At 56.1% G+C, this 13941-nt stretch carries 17 protein-coding genes and 1 pseudogene; 8 read left to right on the top strand and 10 right to left on the bottom strand.

The window, feature by feature from the left end; all coding sequences use genetic code 11:
* Positions 1 to 187 precede the first annotated feature (187 nt).
* The 4 genes and pseudogenes from PGS10_RS05695 (at position 188) to PGS10_RS05710 (ending at position 3038) form a co-directional block, all read left to right on the top strand.
* The gene (locus tag PGS10_RS05695) at positions 188 to 1579 is read left to right on the top strand and encodes an APC family permease (protein WP_015367261.1); all 1392 of its coding nucleotides are present in this window, start codon (positions 188 to 190) and stop codon (positions 1577 to 1579) included.
* Between the two features lie 465 nt (positions 1580 to 2044).
* Positions 2045 to 2314: a hypothetical protein gene (locus PGS10_RS05700; RefSeq protein WP_316422549.1), complete on the top strand. Its 270-nt coding sequence runs from the start codon at positions 2045 to 2047 to the stop codon at positions 2312 to 2314.
* Between the two features lie 9 nt (positions 2315 to 2323).
* Positions 2324 to 2569 (top strand): annotated as a pseudogene (locus PGS10_RS05705) (T6SS immunity protein Tli3 family protein); the annotation flags it as partial.
* A 55-nt stretch (positions 2570 to 2624) separates the two neighbouring features.
* Complete coding sequence (locus tag PGS10_RS05710) at positions 2625 to 3038, top strand: hypothetical protein (protein ID WP_316422550.1); 414 nt, start codon at positions 2625 to 2627, stop codon at positions 3036 to 3038.
* A gap of 141 nt (positions 3039 to 3179) precedes the next feature.
* Here PGS10_RS05710 and PGS10_RS05715 read toward each other — a convergent pair whose 3' ends face one another.
* A complete protein-coding gene (locus PGS10_RS05715) occupies positions 3180 to 3302 on the bottom strand; it encodes a small membrane protein (protein ID WP_072251592.1) in 123 nt (40 codons plus the stop codon).
* A 266-nt stretch (positions 3303 to 3568) separates the two neighbouring features.
* On the opposite strand from PGS10_RS05715, the gene PGS10_RS05720 reads away from it, so the two are divergent.
* Positions 3569 to 3793 carry a hypothetical protein gene (locus PGS10_RS05720; RefSeq protein ID WP_045396984.1) on the top strand — a complete coding sequence of 75 codons (225 nt, stop codon included), beginning with the start codon at positions 3569 to 3571 and terminating at the stop codon, positions 3791 to 3793.
* Between the two features lie 620 nt (positions 3794 to 4413).
* Complete coding sequence (gene agp, locus PGS10_RS05725) at positions 4414 to 5661, top strand: bifunctional glucose-1-phosphatase/inositol phosphatase (RefSeq protein WP_316422552.1); 1248 nt, start codon at positions 4414 to 4416, stop codon at positions 5659 to 5661.
* Between the two features lie 66 nt (positions 5662 to 5727).
* Here agp and PGS10_RS05730 read toward each other — a convergent pair whose 3' ends face one another.
* Positions 5728 to 5955, bottom strand: coding sequence for a YccJ family protein (locus PGS10_RS05730; RefSeq protein WP_015367252.1), 228 nt, complete (start codon positions 5953 to 5955; stop codon positions 5728 to 5730).
* 20 nt (positions 5956 to 5975) lie between these two features.
* Positions 5976 to 6572 (bottom strand): NAD(P)H:quinone oxidoreductase, encoded by a 597-nt coding sequence (gene wrbA / locus PGS10_RS05735; protein WP_015367251.1) that lies wholly within the window; start codon positions 6570 to 6572, stop codon positions 5976 to 5978.
* A 391-nt stretch (positions 6573 to 6963) separates the two neighbouring features.
* Between wrbA and PGS10_RS05740 the strand changes: the two genes are divergently transcribed.
* Complete coding sequence (locus PGS10_RS05740; protein WP_015367250.1) at positions 6964 to 7137, top strand: general stress protein; 174 nt, start codon at positions 6964 to 6966, stop codon at positions 7135 to 7137.
* Between the two features lie 157 nt (positions 7138 to 7294).
* The gene (locus PGS10_RS05745) at positions 7295 to 8221 is read left to right on the top strand and encodes a DMT family transporter (RefSeq protein ID WP_142688907.1); all 927 of its coding nucleotides are present in this window, start codon (positions 7295 to 7297) and stop codon (positions 8219 to 8221) included.
* Between the two features lie 44 nt (positions 8222 to 8265).
* Here PGS10_RS05745 and rutG read toward each other — a convergent pair whose 3' ends face one another.
* Genes rutG through rutA form a run of 7 tightly spaced genes read right to left on the bottom strand, consistent with a single transcriptional unit; the run spans position 8266 to position 13688 of the window.
* The gene (gene rutG, locus PGS10_RS05750; protein ID WP_316422553.1) at positions 8266 to 9588 is read right to left on the bottom strand and encodes a pyrimidine utilization transport protein G; all 1323 of its coding nucleotides are present in this window, start codon (positions 9586 to 9588) and stop codon (positions 8266 to 8268) included.
* Between the two features lie 21 nt (positions 9589 to 9609).
* A complete protein-coding gene (rutF, locus tag PGS10_RS05755) occupies positions 9610 to 10104 on the bottom strand; it encodes an NADH-dependent FMN reductase RutF (RefSeq protein ID WP_316422555.1) in 495 nt (164 codons plus the stop codon).
* 10 nt (positions 10105 to 10114) lie between these two features.
* A complete protein-coding gene (locus tag PGS10_RS05760) occupies positions 10115 to 10705 on the bottom strand; it encodes a malonic semialdehyde reductase (RefSeq protein ID WP_047078733.1) in 591 nt (196 codons plus the stop codon).
* Positions 10702 to 11505: a pyrimidine utilization protein D gene (gene rutD, locus PGS10_RS05765; RefSeq protein ID WP_047078734.1), complete on the bottom strand. Its 804-nt coding sequence runs from the start codon at positions 11503 to 11505 to the stop codon at positions 10702 to 10704. Before rutD ends, PGS10_RS05760 begins: the two co-directional genes overlap by 4 nt.
* Complete coding sequence (gene rutC / locus PGS10_RS05770; RefSeq protein WP_045396967.1) at positions 11502 to 11894, bottom strand: pyrimidine utilization protein C; 393 nt, start codon at positions 11892 to 11894, stop codon at positions 11502 to 11504. The genes rutD and rutC overlap by 4 nt, the downstream gene beginning before the upstream one ends.
* Positions 11887 to 12597 (bottom strand): pyrimidine utilization protein B, encoded by a 711-nt coding sequence (rutB, locus tag PGS10_RS05775; RefSeq protein WP_047078735.1) that lies wholly within the window; start codon positions 12595 to 12597, stop codon positions 11887 to 11889. Before rutB ends, rutC begins: the two co-directional genes overlap by 8 nt.
* Positions 12597 to 13688: a pyrimidine utilization protein A gene (gene rutA, locus PGS10_RS05780; protein ID WP_045396962.1), complete on the bottom strand. Its 1092-nt coding sequence runs from the start codon at positions 13686 to 13688 to the stop codon at positions 12597 to 12599. The genes rutB and rutA overlap by 1 nt, the downstream gene beginning before the upstream one ends.
* Between the last annotated feature and the right edge of the window lie 253 nt (positions 13689 to 13941).

Here is a 13941-nt window from a genome sequence, read left to right on the forward strand (position 1 = left end):
AATGAGATGATGCAGATGTTCAAATATCCGCAGGGAGAAGGGAGCCTCTTTGGCCGCATTGGATGCCAACTTACCGCCGTTCATCGGTCCGTCTTACCCTTTTATTTACGTCTTACCCCCTTGCTAAGCAGGTTTGTTACCCGGTCTTTGTGCCCGCAAACTGTCGTCGGCATGGGGGGAATGCGTCATGGCTGCTAATCTTCCTGCAGAAAACGCCGCTCAGGCGGGAAAACCGCGTCTGCGTAAATCGCTCAAACTGTGGCAAGTGGTGATGATGGGGCTGGCTTATCTGACCCCCATGACGGTGTTTGATACCTTCGGCATCGTTTCCGGCATCAGTAATGGCCACGTTCCAGCCTCTTATCTGCTGGCGCTGGCTGGGGTGCTATTCACCGCCATCAGCTACGGTAAACTGGTGCGCCAGTTCCCGGAAGCGGGCTCGGCCTACACCTATGCGCAAAAATCAATTAGCCCGCACATCGGTTTTATGGTCGGCTGGTCCTCACTGCTGGACTATCTGTTCCTGCCGATGATTAACGTCCTGCTGGCGAAGATCTACCTCTCCGCGCTGTTTCCGGAAGTGCCGCCGTGGGTGTGGGTGGTGACTTTTGTCGCCATTCTGACCGCGGCGAATCTGAAAAGCGTCAACCTGGTGGCCAACTTCAATACCTTGTTCGTGCTGGTGCAGATCTCCATCATGGTGGTGTTTGTGATTCTGGTGGTACAAGGGTTGCATAAAGGCGAGGGCGTTGGCACCGTTTGGTCGCTGCAGCCGTTTATCAGCGAGAATGCGCATTTGATCCCGATTATTACCGGCGCGACGATTGTCTGCTTCTCGTTCCTCGGCTTTGACGCCGTTACCACGCTTTCAGAAGAAACCCCGAATGCCGCGCGGGTGATCCCGAAGGCCATCTTCCTTACCGCGATGTACGGCGGCATTATTTTTATCGTCGCCTCGTTCTTTATGCAGTTGTTCTTCCCGGATATCCATCGTTTTAAAGATCCGGACGCCGCGCTGCCGGAAATTGCGCTGTACGTCGGCGGCAAGCTGTTCCAGTCGATTTTCCTGTGCACCACTTTTGTTAATACCCTGGCATCGGGCCTGGCGTCGCACGCCAGCGTGTCGCGCTTGCTGTACGTGATGGGCCGCGATAACGTCTTCCCGGAGCGCATTTTCGGCTATGTGCATCCGAAATGGCGTACCCCGGCGCTGAACGTGATTATGGTGGGCATCGTCGCGCTGTCGGCGCTGTTCTTCGACCTGGTGACCGCGACGGCGCTTATCAACTTCGGCGCGCTGGTAGCTTTTACCTTCGTTAATCTCTCGGTATACAACCACTTCTGGCGGCGTAAGGGGTATAACAAAACCTGGAAAGACCGCTTCCACTATCTGCTGTTGCCGATGGTCGGCGCGCTGACCGTGGGGGTGCTGTGGTTGAACCTTGAGGCGACCTCGCTGACGTTGGGTCTGGTGTGGGCCGCGCTGGGATTGCTTTATCTGACCTACCTGACCCGCCGTTTCCGTAAACCGCCTCCGCAGTTTGACGCGACGAAAGCGGAGCAGGCCTGGGAGTCGTAATTCGCCGTTACTATGACAACAAGGCAGGCAAGCCTGATGTCGAATAAGGGCTCCATGTTTATCATGGAGCCCTTTTTAATGACTTGTATATATGCTTTACCCCATTTTTTGTTTTTTTGTCGACTTTAAATGAATGTTTTTTATTTCCGCTGTGAATGTAATTGGCTGGTAATATTATATATTATGGAATAATAAACTTATATTTTAATTTTGTGTTGCCGGGCGTATTATTTTTGAGTGACCCTGTTTTATCAAAAGGATATTTGGTTGTGACAGAACAAACGAAAATAATTCAATTACAGGATACGTTAAACCGTTATTTGCTTTACTTTCCTCGAAGCAAAAATATGGCTGCCGATGTGTATTCTTTTATAGGCGAAGAGACGCTCAGTAAGCCGTGTATTTGACTATAAAGTAGGTAAATTCTGGGAAGATCTACTGCATCGTGCAGACTGGCGAGATCCTTTGAGTTTGAACCAACAGGCAATTGAATATTATCGTTCCGGTAAATTGCCTGCAGCTGTAACCAAATTCTTTATGAACAAACCGAATGAAGTTTTACCCACGGGCAAGTTTGGAGTGTTAAACGAATTTAACAATGCGACCAGGGTGAGGCCATCCCGCGACCTGGCTGCCGGTAATCAGGAATTGGCAAACCTGCAGTGGGAGATGCCGAAACCCAAAAGTGACAGGGAACTGGATATAGGAAACCAACGGTCAGCGCTCGATATTTAGGGAATATTTATGAAGCAGAGATACACATCAGGGACCGTTCTGGCGGCCATGCTTATGGTCGTTGGATGTCAGGCGCAACAACCGCCGACGCAGGTTATTTATCGTTTCGATGACCACCGTTATCTGGAGCTGAAGGGTTGGGACTGTGAGGGCGAACTCTGGTACACGGATACGCTGAGGGGGATTCATACCGAACCGGTAAGTCAGTTCTACCGAATTTTTACCAAAAAATTTATCCACCCTTCTGATCGCTATACATTACCGCGGAACTGAATTTATCGTCTGGTTACGTGGGGGAGATAACTTCTGTGTGGATGCATTGAGGAGGGTTCTGGAGCACCTGAACATCCCTAACGCCAACGCCTGTGAAGTGGAATACCTTACCGAGTGTCCTGAATACGGCATTGTGGGTAAATGGATCGCTGCGCCCGATGACAACATCATTAACCGAATCGTCATTACTGTCGATATGCATGAAGAAGACAGTGATTCAAAAAGTATGGAAAGCGCCTGTGCGTTTTCGTTCACTAATCACTATGTCAGAGCAGTAGGCGAAAAGCCGGTATATCTTTACCAGCCGATGTCCGTCATTGCTGATGTAGAAGAAAAGATCCCATTCTATCTGGAGGTTAAGTCCGTTACTGCGCCTAAAACACTGTGGTATACAGGATTGCCCAGAGTGGATAAATACCCATTATTGCTTTTGGCGCCGGTGTGTCATTGACTGTTTTAGCCGTCAATAAGGCATATCAACATATGGGGTATTGAGCTGAATCTAATTGTATTTACGGGAAGAAGCCGACCGTGGGATCGGCTCCTGTCCCTGGTAATACGCAGCCCGGGTGTAAAGATTGGCAAAGTGAAATTATTTCTTTTTTTTATCGGTTGGCAACTGAGCGGCGCGGCGTTCTTTGATATAGGACACCAGACTGTAAACGGCGACTCCCAGCAGAGCAATCGCCACGATAAAGAGCACAAAACCCGACATAAATTAACCTAATGAGTTGTTTAAACAGAAGAAAAAATAACGCCTCACGAAGACGATATCATCGGGATGTTTCCGAAAGATGACCTAAAAGTGCCAAAGACATCCGGCATGGCTCGTTATGTTAAAGTATTGATGGTGTTAATGTGTTTATGACGCTCTGTGGGCGTCCTGGCGTTGGATGTAACACTCCGTTAAGTCAATTTACAGACGAACGGGGCTGCGGCTGTTACGCTAATCGTTGAATGAGAATTTTCTGAGAGTAATGCATGTTTAAAAAAAGTCTCGCCGGCCTGCTTGCTTCGGCGCTTATGCTGACGGCTTTTGCCAGTTGGGCGCAGTCGGAAAGCCAACAGGTTCGCGAACGAATTGTCGAGCAGGTGTTAAAACCCTGCGAAGGTAAAAAGGCCGGGGATAAAGTGGTGATGGTCGACCGCCGGGGCGGCGAACATGAAGCGATTTGTACGCTGGCGGCGGTGCCATTACCGGAATAGACGCCGCTTTCGCCACTCCCTCTGCGACACTCATCCTGACTCTGTTTTATGCCTTTGGTAGCGGTTAAGTTCATACCAACTGAGGTACTCCCGGGTTATGGTTTGCGCTTTATCCGGGCGACCGGCGGTGCCGTTTTTTGTCGGGTGCGGCTAACGCTTTACCCGATCTACGGTCCGTGCGGCCTGCCGTTAATTTCTTCACCACGCTGGCTGACACTACTGGTGCTGGTGATCCCAAAACCCCCGGTGGCGCTGCCGCTTACCGGGGCTACAGCGTTGTGCGATTTGGTAGCCCGGAGAAGGCGCAACGCGCCGCCTCCGGGAAAAAAAACTGGCAGCGATTGGCCGCCCTCTGTGCGCTCCCTGCGCCGCGGAAAACATATGGCAGAAAAATTAACCGGGAGCGCGATATACTCTGGAGCGACACGAGATAAACGCTTTTCTCAAGCTAAAAAGTTGTAAACCGATAACAGTATCTACGGTCCTGAATCTGCCGCTCCCGGCCATCTCTGAAGTGTTAAAAAAGCGACCGACGCCTCAGTTTGTGAGCCATTGCCCGCAAAAATGCCATAAATCCGTCACAATGATGGCGATGATAATAAATGACTGAGGATGAAGGGATGAAAAAAAGTCTACTCGCCGCCGCGGTGGCCGGGGCCGTATTGTTATCCGCCGGCGTGCAGGCGCAGGACGCCGTTGCGCCAGAGGGCTATCAGCTGCAACAGGTGCTGATCATGAGCCGCCATAACCTGCGCGCGCCGCTGGCCAATAATGGCAGCGTACTTGAGCAGTCGACGCCGAAATCCTGGCCGCAGTGGGATGTACCAGGGGGTCAGTTGACCACCAAAGGCGGCGTGCTGGAAGTCTACATGGGTCACTATATGCGTGAGTGGCTGGCGCAGCAGAAGCTGGTGACCAGCGGCGAGTGCCCGCCGGAAAATGCGGTTTACGCCTACGCCAATAGCCTGCAGCGCACCGTTGCAACCGCGCAGTTCTTTATCACCGGCGCTTTCCCGGGCTGCGGGGTGCCTGTGCATCATCAGCCGCAGATGGGAACCATGGATCCTACTTTCAATCCGGTCATTACCGATGATTCAGCCGAATTCGCGCAAAAAGCGGTGCAGGCGATGGAGAAAGAGCGTCAGGGGATGCAGCTCGCTGAGAGCTACAAGCTGCTGGAAGAGATGACCGACTATCGCAATTCGCCATCCTGTAAAGAAAAGCATGTCTGCTCGCTTAGCGACGGTAAAGATACCTTTAGCGCCAAATATCAGCAGGAGCCGGGCGTCTCCGGGCCGCTGAAGGTCGGCAACTCGCTGGTCGACGCCTTCACCCTGCAGTACTACGAAGGTTTTCCGAAGGATCAGGTGGCGTGGGGCGAAATTGCCAGCGATAAGCAGTGGCAGGTGTTGTCGAAGCTGAAAAATGGCTATCAGGACAGCCTGTTTACTTCCGCGGAAGTGGCGCGCAATGTCGCTAAGCCGCTGGTCAAATATATCGATAATGCGCTGGTAGGCGATGGCGCCGCGAAGGCGAAAGTAACGCTGCTGGTCGGGCATGATTCCAATATCGCTTCGCTGCTGACGGCGCTGGACTTTAAACCCTACCAGTTACCGGGCCAGTATGAGCGCACCCCCATCGGCGGCAAGCTGCTGTTCCAGCGCTGGCACGATAGCGGCAGCAATCGCGATTTAATGAAAATTGAGTATGTCTATCAAAGCACTGAACAGCTGCGCAACGCGGATGCCTTGAGCCTGCAATCCCCGCCGCAGCGGGTCACGCTGGCGCTTAACGGTTGTCCGGTAGATGATCAGGGATTCTGCCCGCTGGAAACGTTCAAAAAGGTCATGAACGAGGCGGCAAAATAAAACAAAAAACCCGGAGCAATCCGGGTGAAGAATTAGCGCGGGCGCAATGCCCGCGTAATTGAGCTATCAGACGTTTTTACGTTCAATGGTCTGTTCGCCCCAGAAGAGGCTGTCTTTGTCGGTTTTGGCGAAAGCTCGCGACAGCACCTCATCGCTGCCTTCTTCCCAAATTTTCTCCGCCAGCTTTTCATCGTAATTCGCGAGTTCGAAAATGGCTTCGGCGATTTCCAAAGAGGTATTACGTAAGCTTGCCCATTCGCCCACGTGGTGGGCCTTCGCTTCTTGGTTCGGCATGCAACTCCTCCTGTTAAAGGTTAGCCGTGTAATTTCACAGCCACATTGGCGACGTGTTCACCCTGATAGCGAGCGATAGCCAGCTCTTCCTGGCTTGGTTGACGGGAGCCGTCGCCGCCTGCGATGGTGGTTGCGCCATACGGCGTGCCGCCGCGCACCTGGGAGACATCAAACAGCTCCTGCGCGCCGTAGCCAATCGGCACAATGATCATCCCATGATGGGCAAGGGTAGTCCAGGTTGAGGTAATTGTCTGCTCCTGGCCGCCGCCGGTACCGGTTGAACTGAAGACGCTGGCGACTTTGCCATACAGCGCGCCAGACGCCCACAGACCGCCGGTCTGATCCAGGAAGGTGCGCATTTGTCCCGACATATTGCCGAAACGGGTAGGGGTACCAAAGATGATGGCATCATACTCCGCCAGTTCCTGCGGTGTGGCGACGGGCGCATTTTGTGTTTTCCCGCCTGCTTTGGCAAACGCTTCAGCCTGCATAGTTTCCGGCACGCGCTTCACAACCACCTCAACGCCGTCAACTTTATTTGCCCCTTCGGCAACGGCATGGGCCATGGTTTCGATGTGTCCATACATGGAATAATAAAGCACCAGAATTTTAGCCATTTGCATCACTCCTCGGTTGCGTAATTGTCCAGCCAAACGACTGGCTATCTATAAAGATAAGGCCTGTGGCGCAGAGTGCAAATCCAACAAACATTTGTTTGATTTATAACAAAATGGCAAAGATTAATTTGCAACGTATCTCGTAGCAAATAGATACATTTTGCGCAGGGCTGATTTCAGCTGAGAGAAGAAATGCTTAGCGGTTGCGCTCGCGGCTGGCGTCTGGTTTTGACGATTAAATGTTGCGGAATGTGACTATTTGCCCAGGGAATGAGTTTCATTTACTACGCTTATAAGCACGCGATGCATAATGGCCATGCCATATGCCGCGGGGGCTTAGGCCCTGAACTCACCTAATGCAATATGATGTCAAATCCAATGGAGGTCAGTAATGGCAAACCATCGTGGCGGTTCCGGCAACTTTGCCGAAGATCGTGCCAGAGCATCAGAAGCAGGTCGTAAAGGTGGCCAGCACAGCGGGGGGAACTTTAAAAACGATCCTCAACGCGCCTCGGAAGCTGGCAAAAAAGGGGGTAAAAATAGTCACGGCAATCGCAATAGCTAGCCGGGACTGTCTTTAATGATGCGGTGTTAATCTCCCCCGACCCTGCCGCATCACCCTCGCCGCCGACGTATGTCGGCGGTTTTTTTGTCAATGGGTGTTGCTTTCGGCCTGAAGCGCCTGCGAAACTGGTTAGCTATTTTTTGCTATTGGTCGCCGCATGTCTTCGCTCAAACTCTCAATAACGCCGCAGGAACTGATCCTGATTGTGATCACCATGTTCTGGGGCGGTACCTTTCTTGCCGTACAATACGCCGTGAGCTTTAGCGGGCCGTTTTTCTTCGTCGGCCTGCGCTTCGCCACCGCCGCGCTGGCGGTGGCGCTACTGTCGCTGCGTACCCTACGTGGCCTGACCTGGCTTGAGGTTAAGGCCGGTGTCGCGATCGGCGTGGCGATTGCGCTCGGTTACAGCCTGCAAACCTGGGGCTTACAGTCCATCTCCAGCAGTAAATCGGCGTTTATTACCGCCATGTATGTACCGCTGGTACCGCTGTTGCAGTGGCTGTGTCTGGGGCGCATGCCCGGCGTCATGTCCTGCGTGGGCATCGTGCTGGCGTTTATCGGGCTGATCCTGCTGGCGGGGCCGGAAAACAACCTGCTGGCGTTGGGAATTGGCGAAATGATTACCCTGGCAAGCGCCGTGGCTATCGCTGCCGAAATCATTTTAATCAGCGCGTGGGCGCGTCAGGTCGATGTGCGCCGGGTGACGGTGGTACAGTTGGCGACCGCTTCGCTGGTGGCTTTTGCCGCGATGGGGCCGGCAGGGGAGTCTATCCCGCCGATGCGCCCGGAACTGCTGGCCGTCGCGCTGGGGTTGGGGATTTTCAGCGCCATTATTCAGGTCACCATGAACTGGGCGCAGCGTAGCGTATCGCCAACGCGGGCGACGCTGATTTACACCGGCGAGCCGGTTTGGGCGGGCGTGTTTGGTCGTATCGCCGGCGAGCGTTTGCCGCTGCTGGCGCTGGTGGGCTGTCTGTTTATTCTCGCCGGGGTACTGGTCAGCGAGCTGAAGTGGAAGAAAAAATCACGGCCGCAGATCGCGGCGGAGGAAGCACCAGAGCTTGCGGATCGGCACGAGCCCTAATTTTCGCCCCGGCAGCCGCGCCGCCGGGGCGAACCCATCCCTGGTTATATCGTAGTGGCTTTCGCCACCTTTTCCTGATGCTGGCGGCGGTTAAGCAACGCATGCAGCGCAATAGCGCCGAAAGTCGCCGTCCCAATCCCGCCCAGGCGGAAGCCCCCCAGCGACAAGGTAAAATCGCCTGCGCCCAGAACCAAAGTCACCGCCACCATGATTAAATTCGCATTCTGGCTGAGATCGACCCGATTTTGCACCCATATCCTCGCCCCGGTGACCGCAATCAAACCAAAAACCACGATTGACGCGCCGCCAATTACCGGGCCTGGAATCGTATGAATCAGGGCGCCGAACTTGGGTGAAAAACCGAGCAGGATGGCGATCAGCGCCGCGGCGACAAACACCAGCGTTGAATAGACTTTGGTCACCGCCATAACGCCGATGTTCTCCGCATAGGTGGTGACGCCGCTACCGCCGCAGGCGCCGGAAAGCAGGGTCGCTAGCCCGTCGCCGACAAACGCGCGCCCCATCCAGGGATCCAGATTGCGTCCAGTCATTCCCGCGACGGCCTTCAAATGCCCCAGGTTTTCCGCCACCAGAATGATGGCCACTGGCGCTATCAGCAGCATCGCCTGGCTGTCAAAGGTGGGCGAAGTAAAGTGCGGAACCCCAAACCATGCCGCCTGAGCGACAGGGGCAAAATCCAGCGGTTTGCCAAGACCGAATCCATTGGCCAGCAGCGCATAGAGCGCACAGGCGATAATGAGCCCCACCAGGATCAGCAGACGCTGCAGCAGTCCTCGGGTAAATACCGCGACGGCGCCGATACAAAGCACCGTCAGCATCGCCATCCAGCTGTCGAAGGCGTTGGCGGAAACGCTGTGCACGGAAATCGGCGCCAGGTTAAGACCGATCGCCATCACCACCGCGCCGGTTACCGCGGGCGGCATCAGACGCTCTATCCAGCCGGTGCCGATTTTCATCACCACCAGCCCAATCAGGGTATAGAGCAGCCCGCAGGCGATGATGCCGCCGAGGGCGACGCTGAGATGAGGATTCAACCCCTGACCGGTAAAGCCGGTAACGGTGATGACCACGCCGACGAAGGCGGCGCTGGATCCAAGATAGCTCGGTACCCGACCGCCGGTGACGACGAAGAACAGCAGAGTGCCCACTCCCGACATCAGGATAGCCAGGTTTGGATCAAGCCCCATCAATAAAGGCATTAATACGGTCGCGCCAAACATCGCCACGGCGTGCTGCACGCCCATGATCAGCGTTTGTGCGGCGGATAAACGTTCATCCGGGGCGACAACGCCGGCATCCGCGGCGGGGGAGGTTAACTGCCAGCGAGGAAAACTGAAGAGTGCCATGATGATATCCCGGGTGAGAGGTTAACAAACGGGCCGCATAAGCGTGTGGTAGCCGCGGTCAAACCACATCAGACCGCGCGGTTCCTGTTGGCGTGTGATAGCCACGACCTGGCAAAACAGAATGTCATGGGTGCCGACCTGCAGCCGCTGGTCGATGCGGCAGTCGAAACTGACCAGCGCCTCTTTCAGCCGCGGGCAGCCGGTCGCGCCGGTTTGCCAGACGGCGGCGGCGAAACGTTCCGCCATCGGGGTTTTGCCGCCAAAGATAGTCGATAATTCCTCCTGCCCTGCCGCGAGGGTATTGACGCAAAGGGTCTGATGCTCGCTGAATATCGGCCAGACCGAGGCCGAACGGTTGAGGCACACCAGCAGCGTAGGCGGGGTGTCCGTTACGCTGCAGACCGCGCTGGCGGTAAAACCGGCGCGCCCGGCAGGTCCTTCGGTGGTGATAATGTTCACCGCCGCGCCGACGTGGGCCATGGCGTCGCGAAAACTGTGTCGATCCGCTAGGTTCATTATCGTCTCCTTATACCAGCAGGCAGGCTTCATCAAAGGTCAGGCGCGGCAGTCGGTCGTACAGTTTGCCGGGGTCGCCATAGCCGATATTCACCAGCAGATTGCTTTTCCAGCCGCTGTCGGCGAAAAACGCCGCATCGACTTTCTCGCGCTCGAACCCCGACATCGGGCCGGTGTCGAGGCCCAGCGAGCGGCAGGCGAAAATCAGATACGCCGCCTGCAGCGAGCTGTTGCGAAAGGCGGTTTCCTCAGCCAGCTGCGGGCTGGAAGTAAACCAGCTCCGGGCGTCGCCGTGGGGAAACAGCGCGGGCAGGCGGTCGTAAAACGCGCTATCCCAGGCCACGATGGCGGTGACCGGCGCCTGCATGGTTTTTTCCACATTGCCGCTGGAGAGCGTTGGGCGGAGTTTCGCTTTGCCCTCGGCGCTGCGCACAAAAACGATTCGCGCCGGTGAACAGTTGGCCGAGGTCGGCCCCATTTTCATCAGGTCGTAAATTGCCCGCAGTTGCTGGTCACTAACCGCGAGATCTCGCCAGCCATTGTAGGTCCGGGCACGGGTGAAAAGGGTTTCGCAAGCCTTTTGGTTGATTGCTTCGCTCATATATTCTCCTCGGCGACCGGCAGCAGGGCCGCCAGACCGTCGCGTAAGATAGGGTTAAAAGTGTCGCTGTCGGTAACGTTACAGGCATGGCCGCCCCAGGCCATTTCCACGAGTCGGCTACCGGGTATCGCCGCCTGCAGCATTCGCGAGCAGGAGGCGGGGACCAGCAGGTCGTCGGCGGCGCTGATGATGAGCGTCGGGCAGGCGATAGCCGCCGCGCGGCGCGAAAAATCCGCCTGTTTCAGGGCCTGCAGCCGTTTCAATAGATTCTCCTTGCCCTGGAAATGGCTAATGGCCAACGCGTCTTCCGCTTCGAGACGCGGCAGGCGGGCTGCCATCCACTCTGCCGGATAGAGAAACAGCGGTTGAGCCTCGACCCACGCCTGAACGCCGCCGGCATGCAGCAGGCGTTCGCGGACCTGAAAGCAGCGGCGGGTATGCGGCGACAGCGTCAGCCAGCCGTTGACCAGCACCAGGGCGCTGACCGCGCGTGGATAGTCGAGCGCCAGCTGCAGGCCAATCAGCGCCCCTAGCGCGTGGCCCACCAGCGCGAAGCGCGTGAGACCGGCCGCTTGCAGAGCGAGGAAAAGCTCCTGCGCCATGGTCGCCATACTGTAATTTTCCGCCAACGGGCCGCGATTCTCCCCGGTACCGTTATGGTCATAGAGCACCAGTTGATAATGCTGTTCCAGCGCCGCCCGCTGCGCCAGCCAGTACGCGCCAGCGCCGCCAAGCCCGGCGCTCAGCACCACCACCGGCGCGCCGGGCCACGGCGGCGGGGCAATATTGAGCCTCATCATGTTGGAGTACCGATATGGGCGACGCTGGCAATTTCCACCAGCGCATCGGGTTTCACCAGCCCGCACTGAATACAGAAACGCGCCGGTTTATCACCGGGGAAAAACTCGGCGTAGACCTCGTTAATCGCGGCGTAATTTTGCCAGTCGGTAATAAAGATACTGTTGAAGGTCACATCCGCCATACTGCCCCCCGCCGTTTCGATAACGCATTTGATGGTCTCCAGCACGTGACGGGTTTGCGCCTTTGGGTCGCCGGGGTAGAGCACATCGTTTTGCTTATCAAACGGCAGAGTGCCGGAGACATACACCACCCCGTCGGCGAGCGTCCCAGGAACAAAGGGGGCAATCGGCGTAGCGGTGCCGGGGGGAATAATCACCTGTTTAGGCATAGCGTTTCTCCTCGCAAAAAGCGAGCGGGGCGGCGGGTTCTATGGCGCGACAGAAGCTGCCGACATCGCTGACCCAGCCGAAAAAGGTTTCAATGTTGAACAACGCCGCCTGTTGCGCGAAGGCGGGGCCTGCCTGATGGGTGGCATCCTCCAGCACCACGCCGAAGTATTCGAGGAAGAAGCCATCGCGCAGCGTCGATTCGACGCAGACGTTGGTGGCGATGCCGGTGAACACCAGGTGGCGAATACCGCGGCTGCGTAAAATGCTGTCGAGCGGGGTATTGAAGAAACCGCTGTAGCGCGGTTTCGGCAGGACGATATCGCCCTCCTGCGGCCGCAATTCGTCAACCAGTTGATAATCCCAACCGCCTTTTGCCAGCAGCTTGCCCTGCAGTTCCGGGCGTTGGCGCATGGTCTTCAGCGCGTTGGATTTATGGTAATTCGGCGAGCCGGGGCCGCCGGCTTCCACATACTGTTCGTCCCAGCCATTCTGGAACCAGATAATTAACATGCCTGCGGCGCGGGCGGCGGCCACCGCGAGATTAATATTATCGATAACCGGCCGGGTGGCGGAGACGTCAAAACCGGCGAGATCCAGATATCCGCCCTGGCTTGCATAGGCGTTTTGCATATCGACCACGATCAGCGCGCTGTGCTGGGGCGCGAAGGTCAGCGATTCCGGGCGAGCGGGAAGGGTAATCATCAGGCCACCTCGCGGGTAATGGGAGCAATATGGTCACGGCAGCGCATCAACGGCTGAATACGTTCGCCGAAGGCGTCAATGCCCTGCAGGAAATCATCGAAGGTCAGCAGTACGCCGTCGGTACCGGGGACCGCCGCCACCTCATCGAGCATACGGGCGACGTTGGCATAAGAGCCGACGAGGGTGCCCATATTGATGTTGACCGCGGAGGTGGGGTCGGCCATCTGGCGGACGTTGGTATCGCTGCCGGAGCGGGTATCTTTCTGGCTCTGTTCGGTCAGCCAAGCCAGCGCCTCTTCATCCGCGCCGGCCTTGTAGTGTTCCCATTTAGCGCGGGCCGCTTCGTCAGTTTCGTCGGCGATCACCATAAACAGCACGTAGGAGCCAACGTCGCGGCCGGTTTTTTCCGCCGCCTGCATCATCCGTGCGGCGGTGGGCGCGAAGGCGGCGGGGGTATTAACCCCTTTGCCAAAGCAAAAGTTGTAGTCGGCGTGTTGGGCGGAGAACGCCATGCCGGCGTCGCTTTGCCCGGCGCAGATAACCTTCATCGGCTGCGAGGGCCGCGGGCTGACCCGGCAGTCGTTCATGGTGAAGTAATCACCTTTAAAATCGCTGCGCCCGGTGCCCCACAGGTCGCGCAGAACCGTAACGTATTCAGTCAGGTAGTCATAGCGACTGGCGAAGTATTCATCGCCGGGCCAGATCCCCATCTGGTCATATTCCGGTTTTTGCCAGCCGGTCACCAGATTCACGCCAAAACGTCCGCCGGAGATAGAGTCGATAGTGGACGCCATGCGGGCGACGATGGCCGGAGGGAGCGTCAGCGTCGCGGCGGTGGCATAAATCTCTATCTTCGACGTCACCGCCGCCAGACCGGCCATCAGGGTGAACGATTCCAGGTTATGATCCCAGAATTCCGTTTTTCCTCCAAAGCCGCGCAGTTTGATCATGGAGAGCGCGAAGTCGAAATGGTAGCGCTCGGCCTTCTGCACAATCGCCTTATTCAGTTCGAAGGACGGCATATACTGCGGCGCATGCGTGGAAATTAACCAGCCGTTATTACCAATGGGAACGAAAACACCGATTTTCATAACTACCTCTCTGTCGTCTTGGAAGATGAAATCGCGCGGTGCGGCATCCTGCCTCTCCCCGAACCACCTCGCAGTGGAAATAAAGCAAAGGTAATGCCAGTTTTAAAAAAGGTTTTGTTATTAATGTGTTGTGTAATGGTTGCCGGATTTGATGATGAAAATGTGGACCGAATGGTCAAAATCAGTGCACGAAAAAACGGCAGTCATGCGCGATCGGAGTGCGCAGGGTCGTGTCGGCGAGGGGCTTTTGCTA

It is taken from the genome of Klebsiella sp. 141153 (genome assembly GCF_032601995.1).
GTDB lineage: Bacteria > Pseudomonadota > Gammaproteobacteria > Enterobacterales > Enterobacteriaceae > Klebsiella > Klebsiella aerogenes.

Bases quoted from the DNA above. Each gene is read 5' to 3' on its own strand.
- PGS10_RS05695 (WP_015367261.1), top strand. From the start codon at position 188: ATGGCTGCTAATCTTCCTGCAGAAAACGCCGCTCAGGCGGGAAAACCG.
- PGS10_RS05715 (WP_072251592.1), bottom strand. From the start codon at position 3,302: ATGTCGGGTTTTGTGCTCTTTATCGTGGCGATTGCTCTGCTGGGAGTC.
- PGS10_RS05720 (WP_045396984.1), top strand. From the start codon at position 3,569: ATGTTTAAAAAAAGTCTCGCCGGCCTGCTTGCTTCGGCGCTTATGCTG.
- agp (WP_316422552.1), top strand. From the start codon at position 4,414: ATGAAAAAAAGTCTACTCGCCGCCGCGGTGGCCGGGGCCGTATTGTTA.
- PGS10_RS05730 (WP_015367252.1), bottom strand. From the start codon at position 5,955: ATGCCGAACCAAGAAGCGAAGGCCCACCACGTGGGCGAATGGGCAAGC.
- wrbA (WP_015367251.1), bottom strand. From the start codon at position 6,572: ATGGCTAAAATTCTGGTGCTTTATTATTCCATGTATGGACACATCGAA.
- PGS10_RS05740 (WP_015367250.1), top strand. From the start codon at position 6,964: ATGGCAAACCATCGTGGCGGTTCCGGCAACTTTGCCGAAGATCGTGCC.
- PGS10_RS05745 (WP_142688907.1), top strand. From the start codon at position 7,295: ATGTCTTCGCTCAAACTCTCAATAACGCCGCAGGAACTGATCCTGATT.
- rutG (WP_316422553.1), bottom strand. From the start codon at position 9,588: ATGGCACTCTTCAGTTTTCCTCGCTGGCAGTTAACCTCCCCCGCCGCG.
- rutF (WP_316422555.1), bottom strand. From the start codon at position 10,104: ATGAACCTAGCGGATCGACACAGTTTTCGCGACGCCATGGCCCACGTC.
- PGS10_RS05760 (WP_047078733.1), bottom strand. From the start codon at position 10,705: ATGAGCGAAGCAATCAACCAAAAGGCTTGCGAAACCCTTTTCACCCGT.
- rutD (WP_047078734.1), bottom strand. From the start codon at position 11,505: ATGATGAGGCTCAATATTGCCCCGCCGCCGTGGCCCGGCGCGCCGGTG.
- rutC (WP_045396967.1), bottom strand. From the start codon at position 11,894: ATGCCTAAACAGGTGATTATTCCCCCCGGCACCGCTACGCCGATTGCC.
- rutB (WP_047078735.1), bottom strand. From the start codon at position 12,597: ATGATTACCCTTCCCGCTCGCCCGGAATCGCTGACCTTCGCGCCCCAG.
- rutA (WP_045396962.1), bottom strand. From the start codon at position 13,688: ATGAAAATCGGTGTTTTCGTTCCCATTGGTAATAACGGCTGGTTAATT.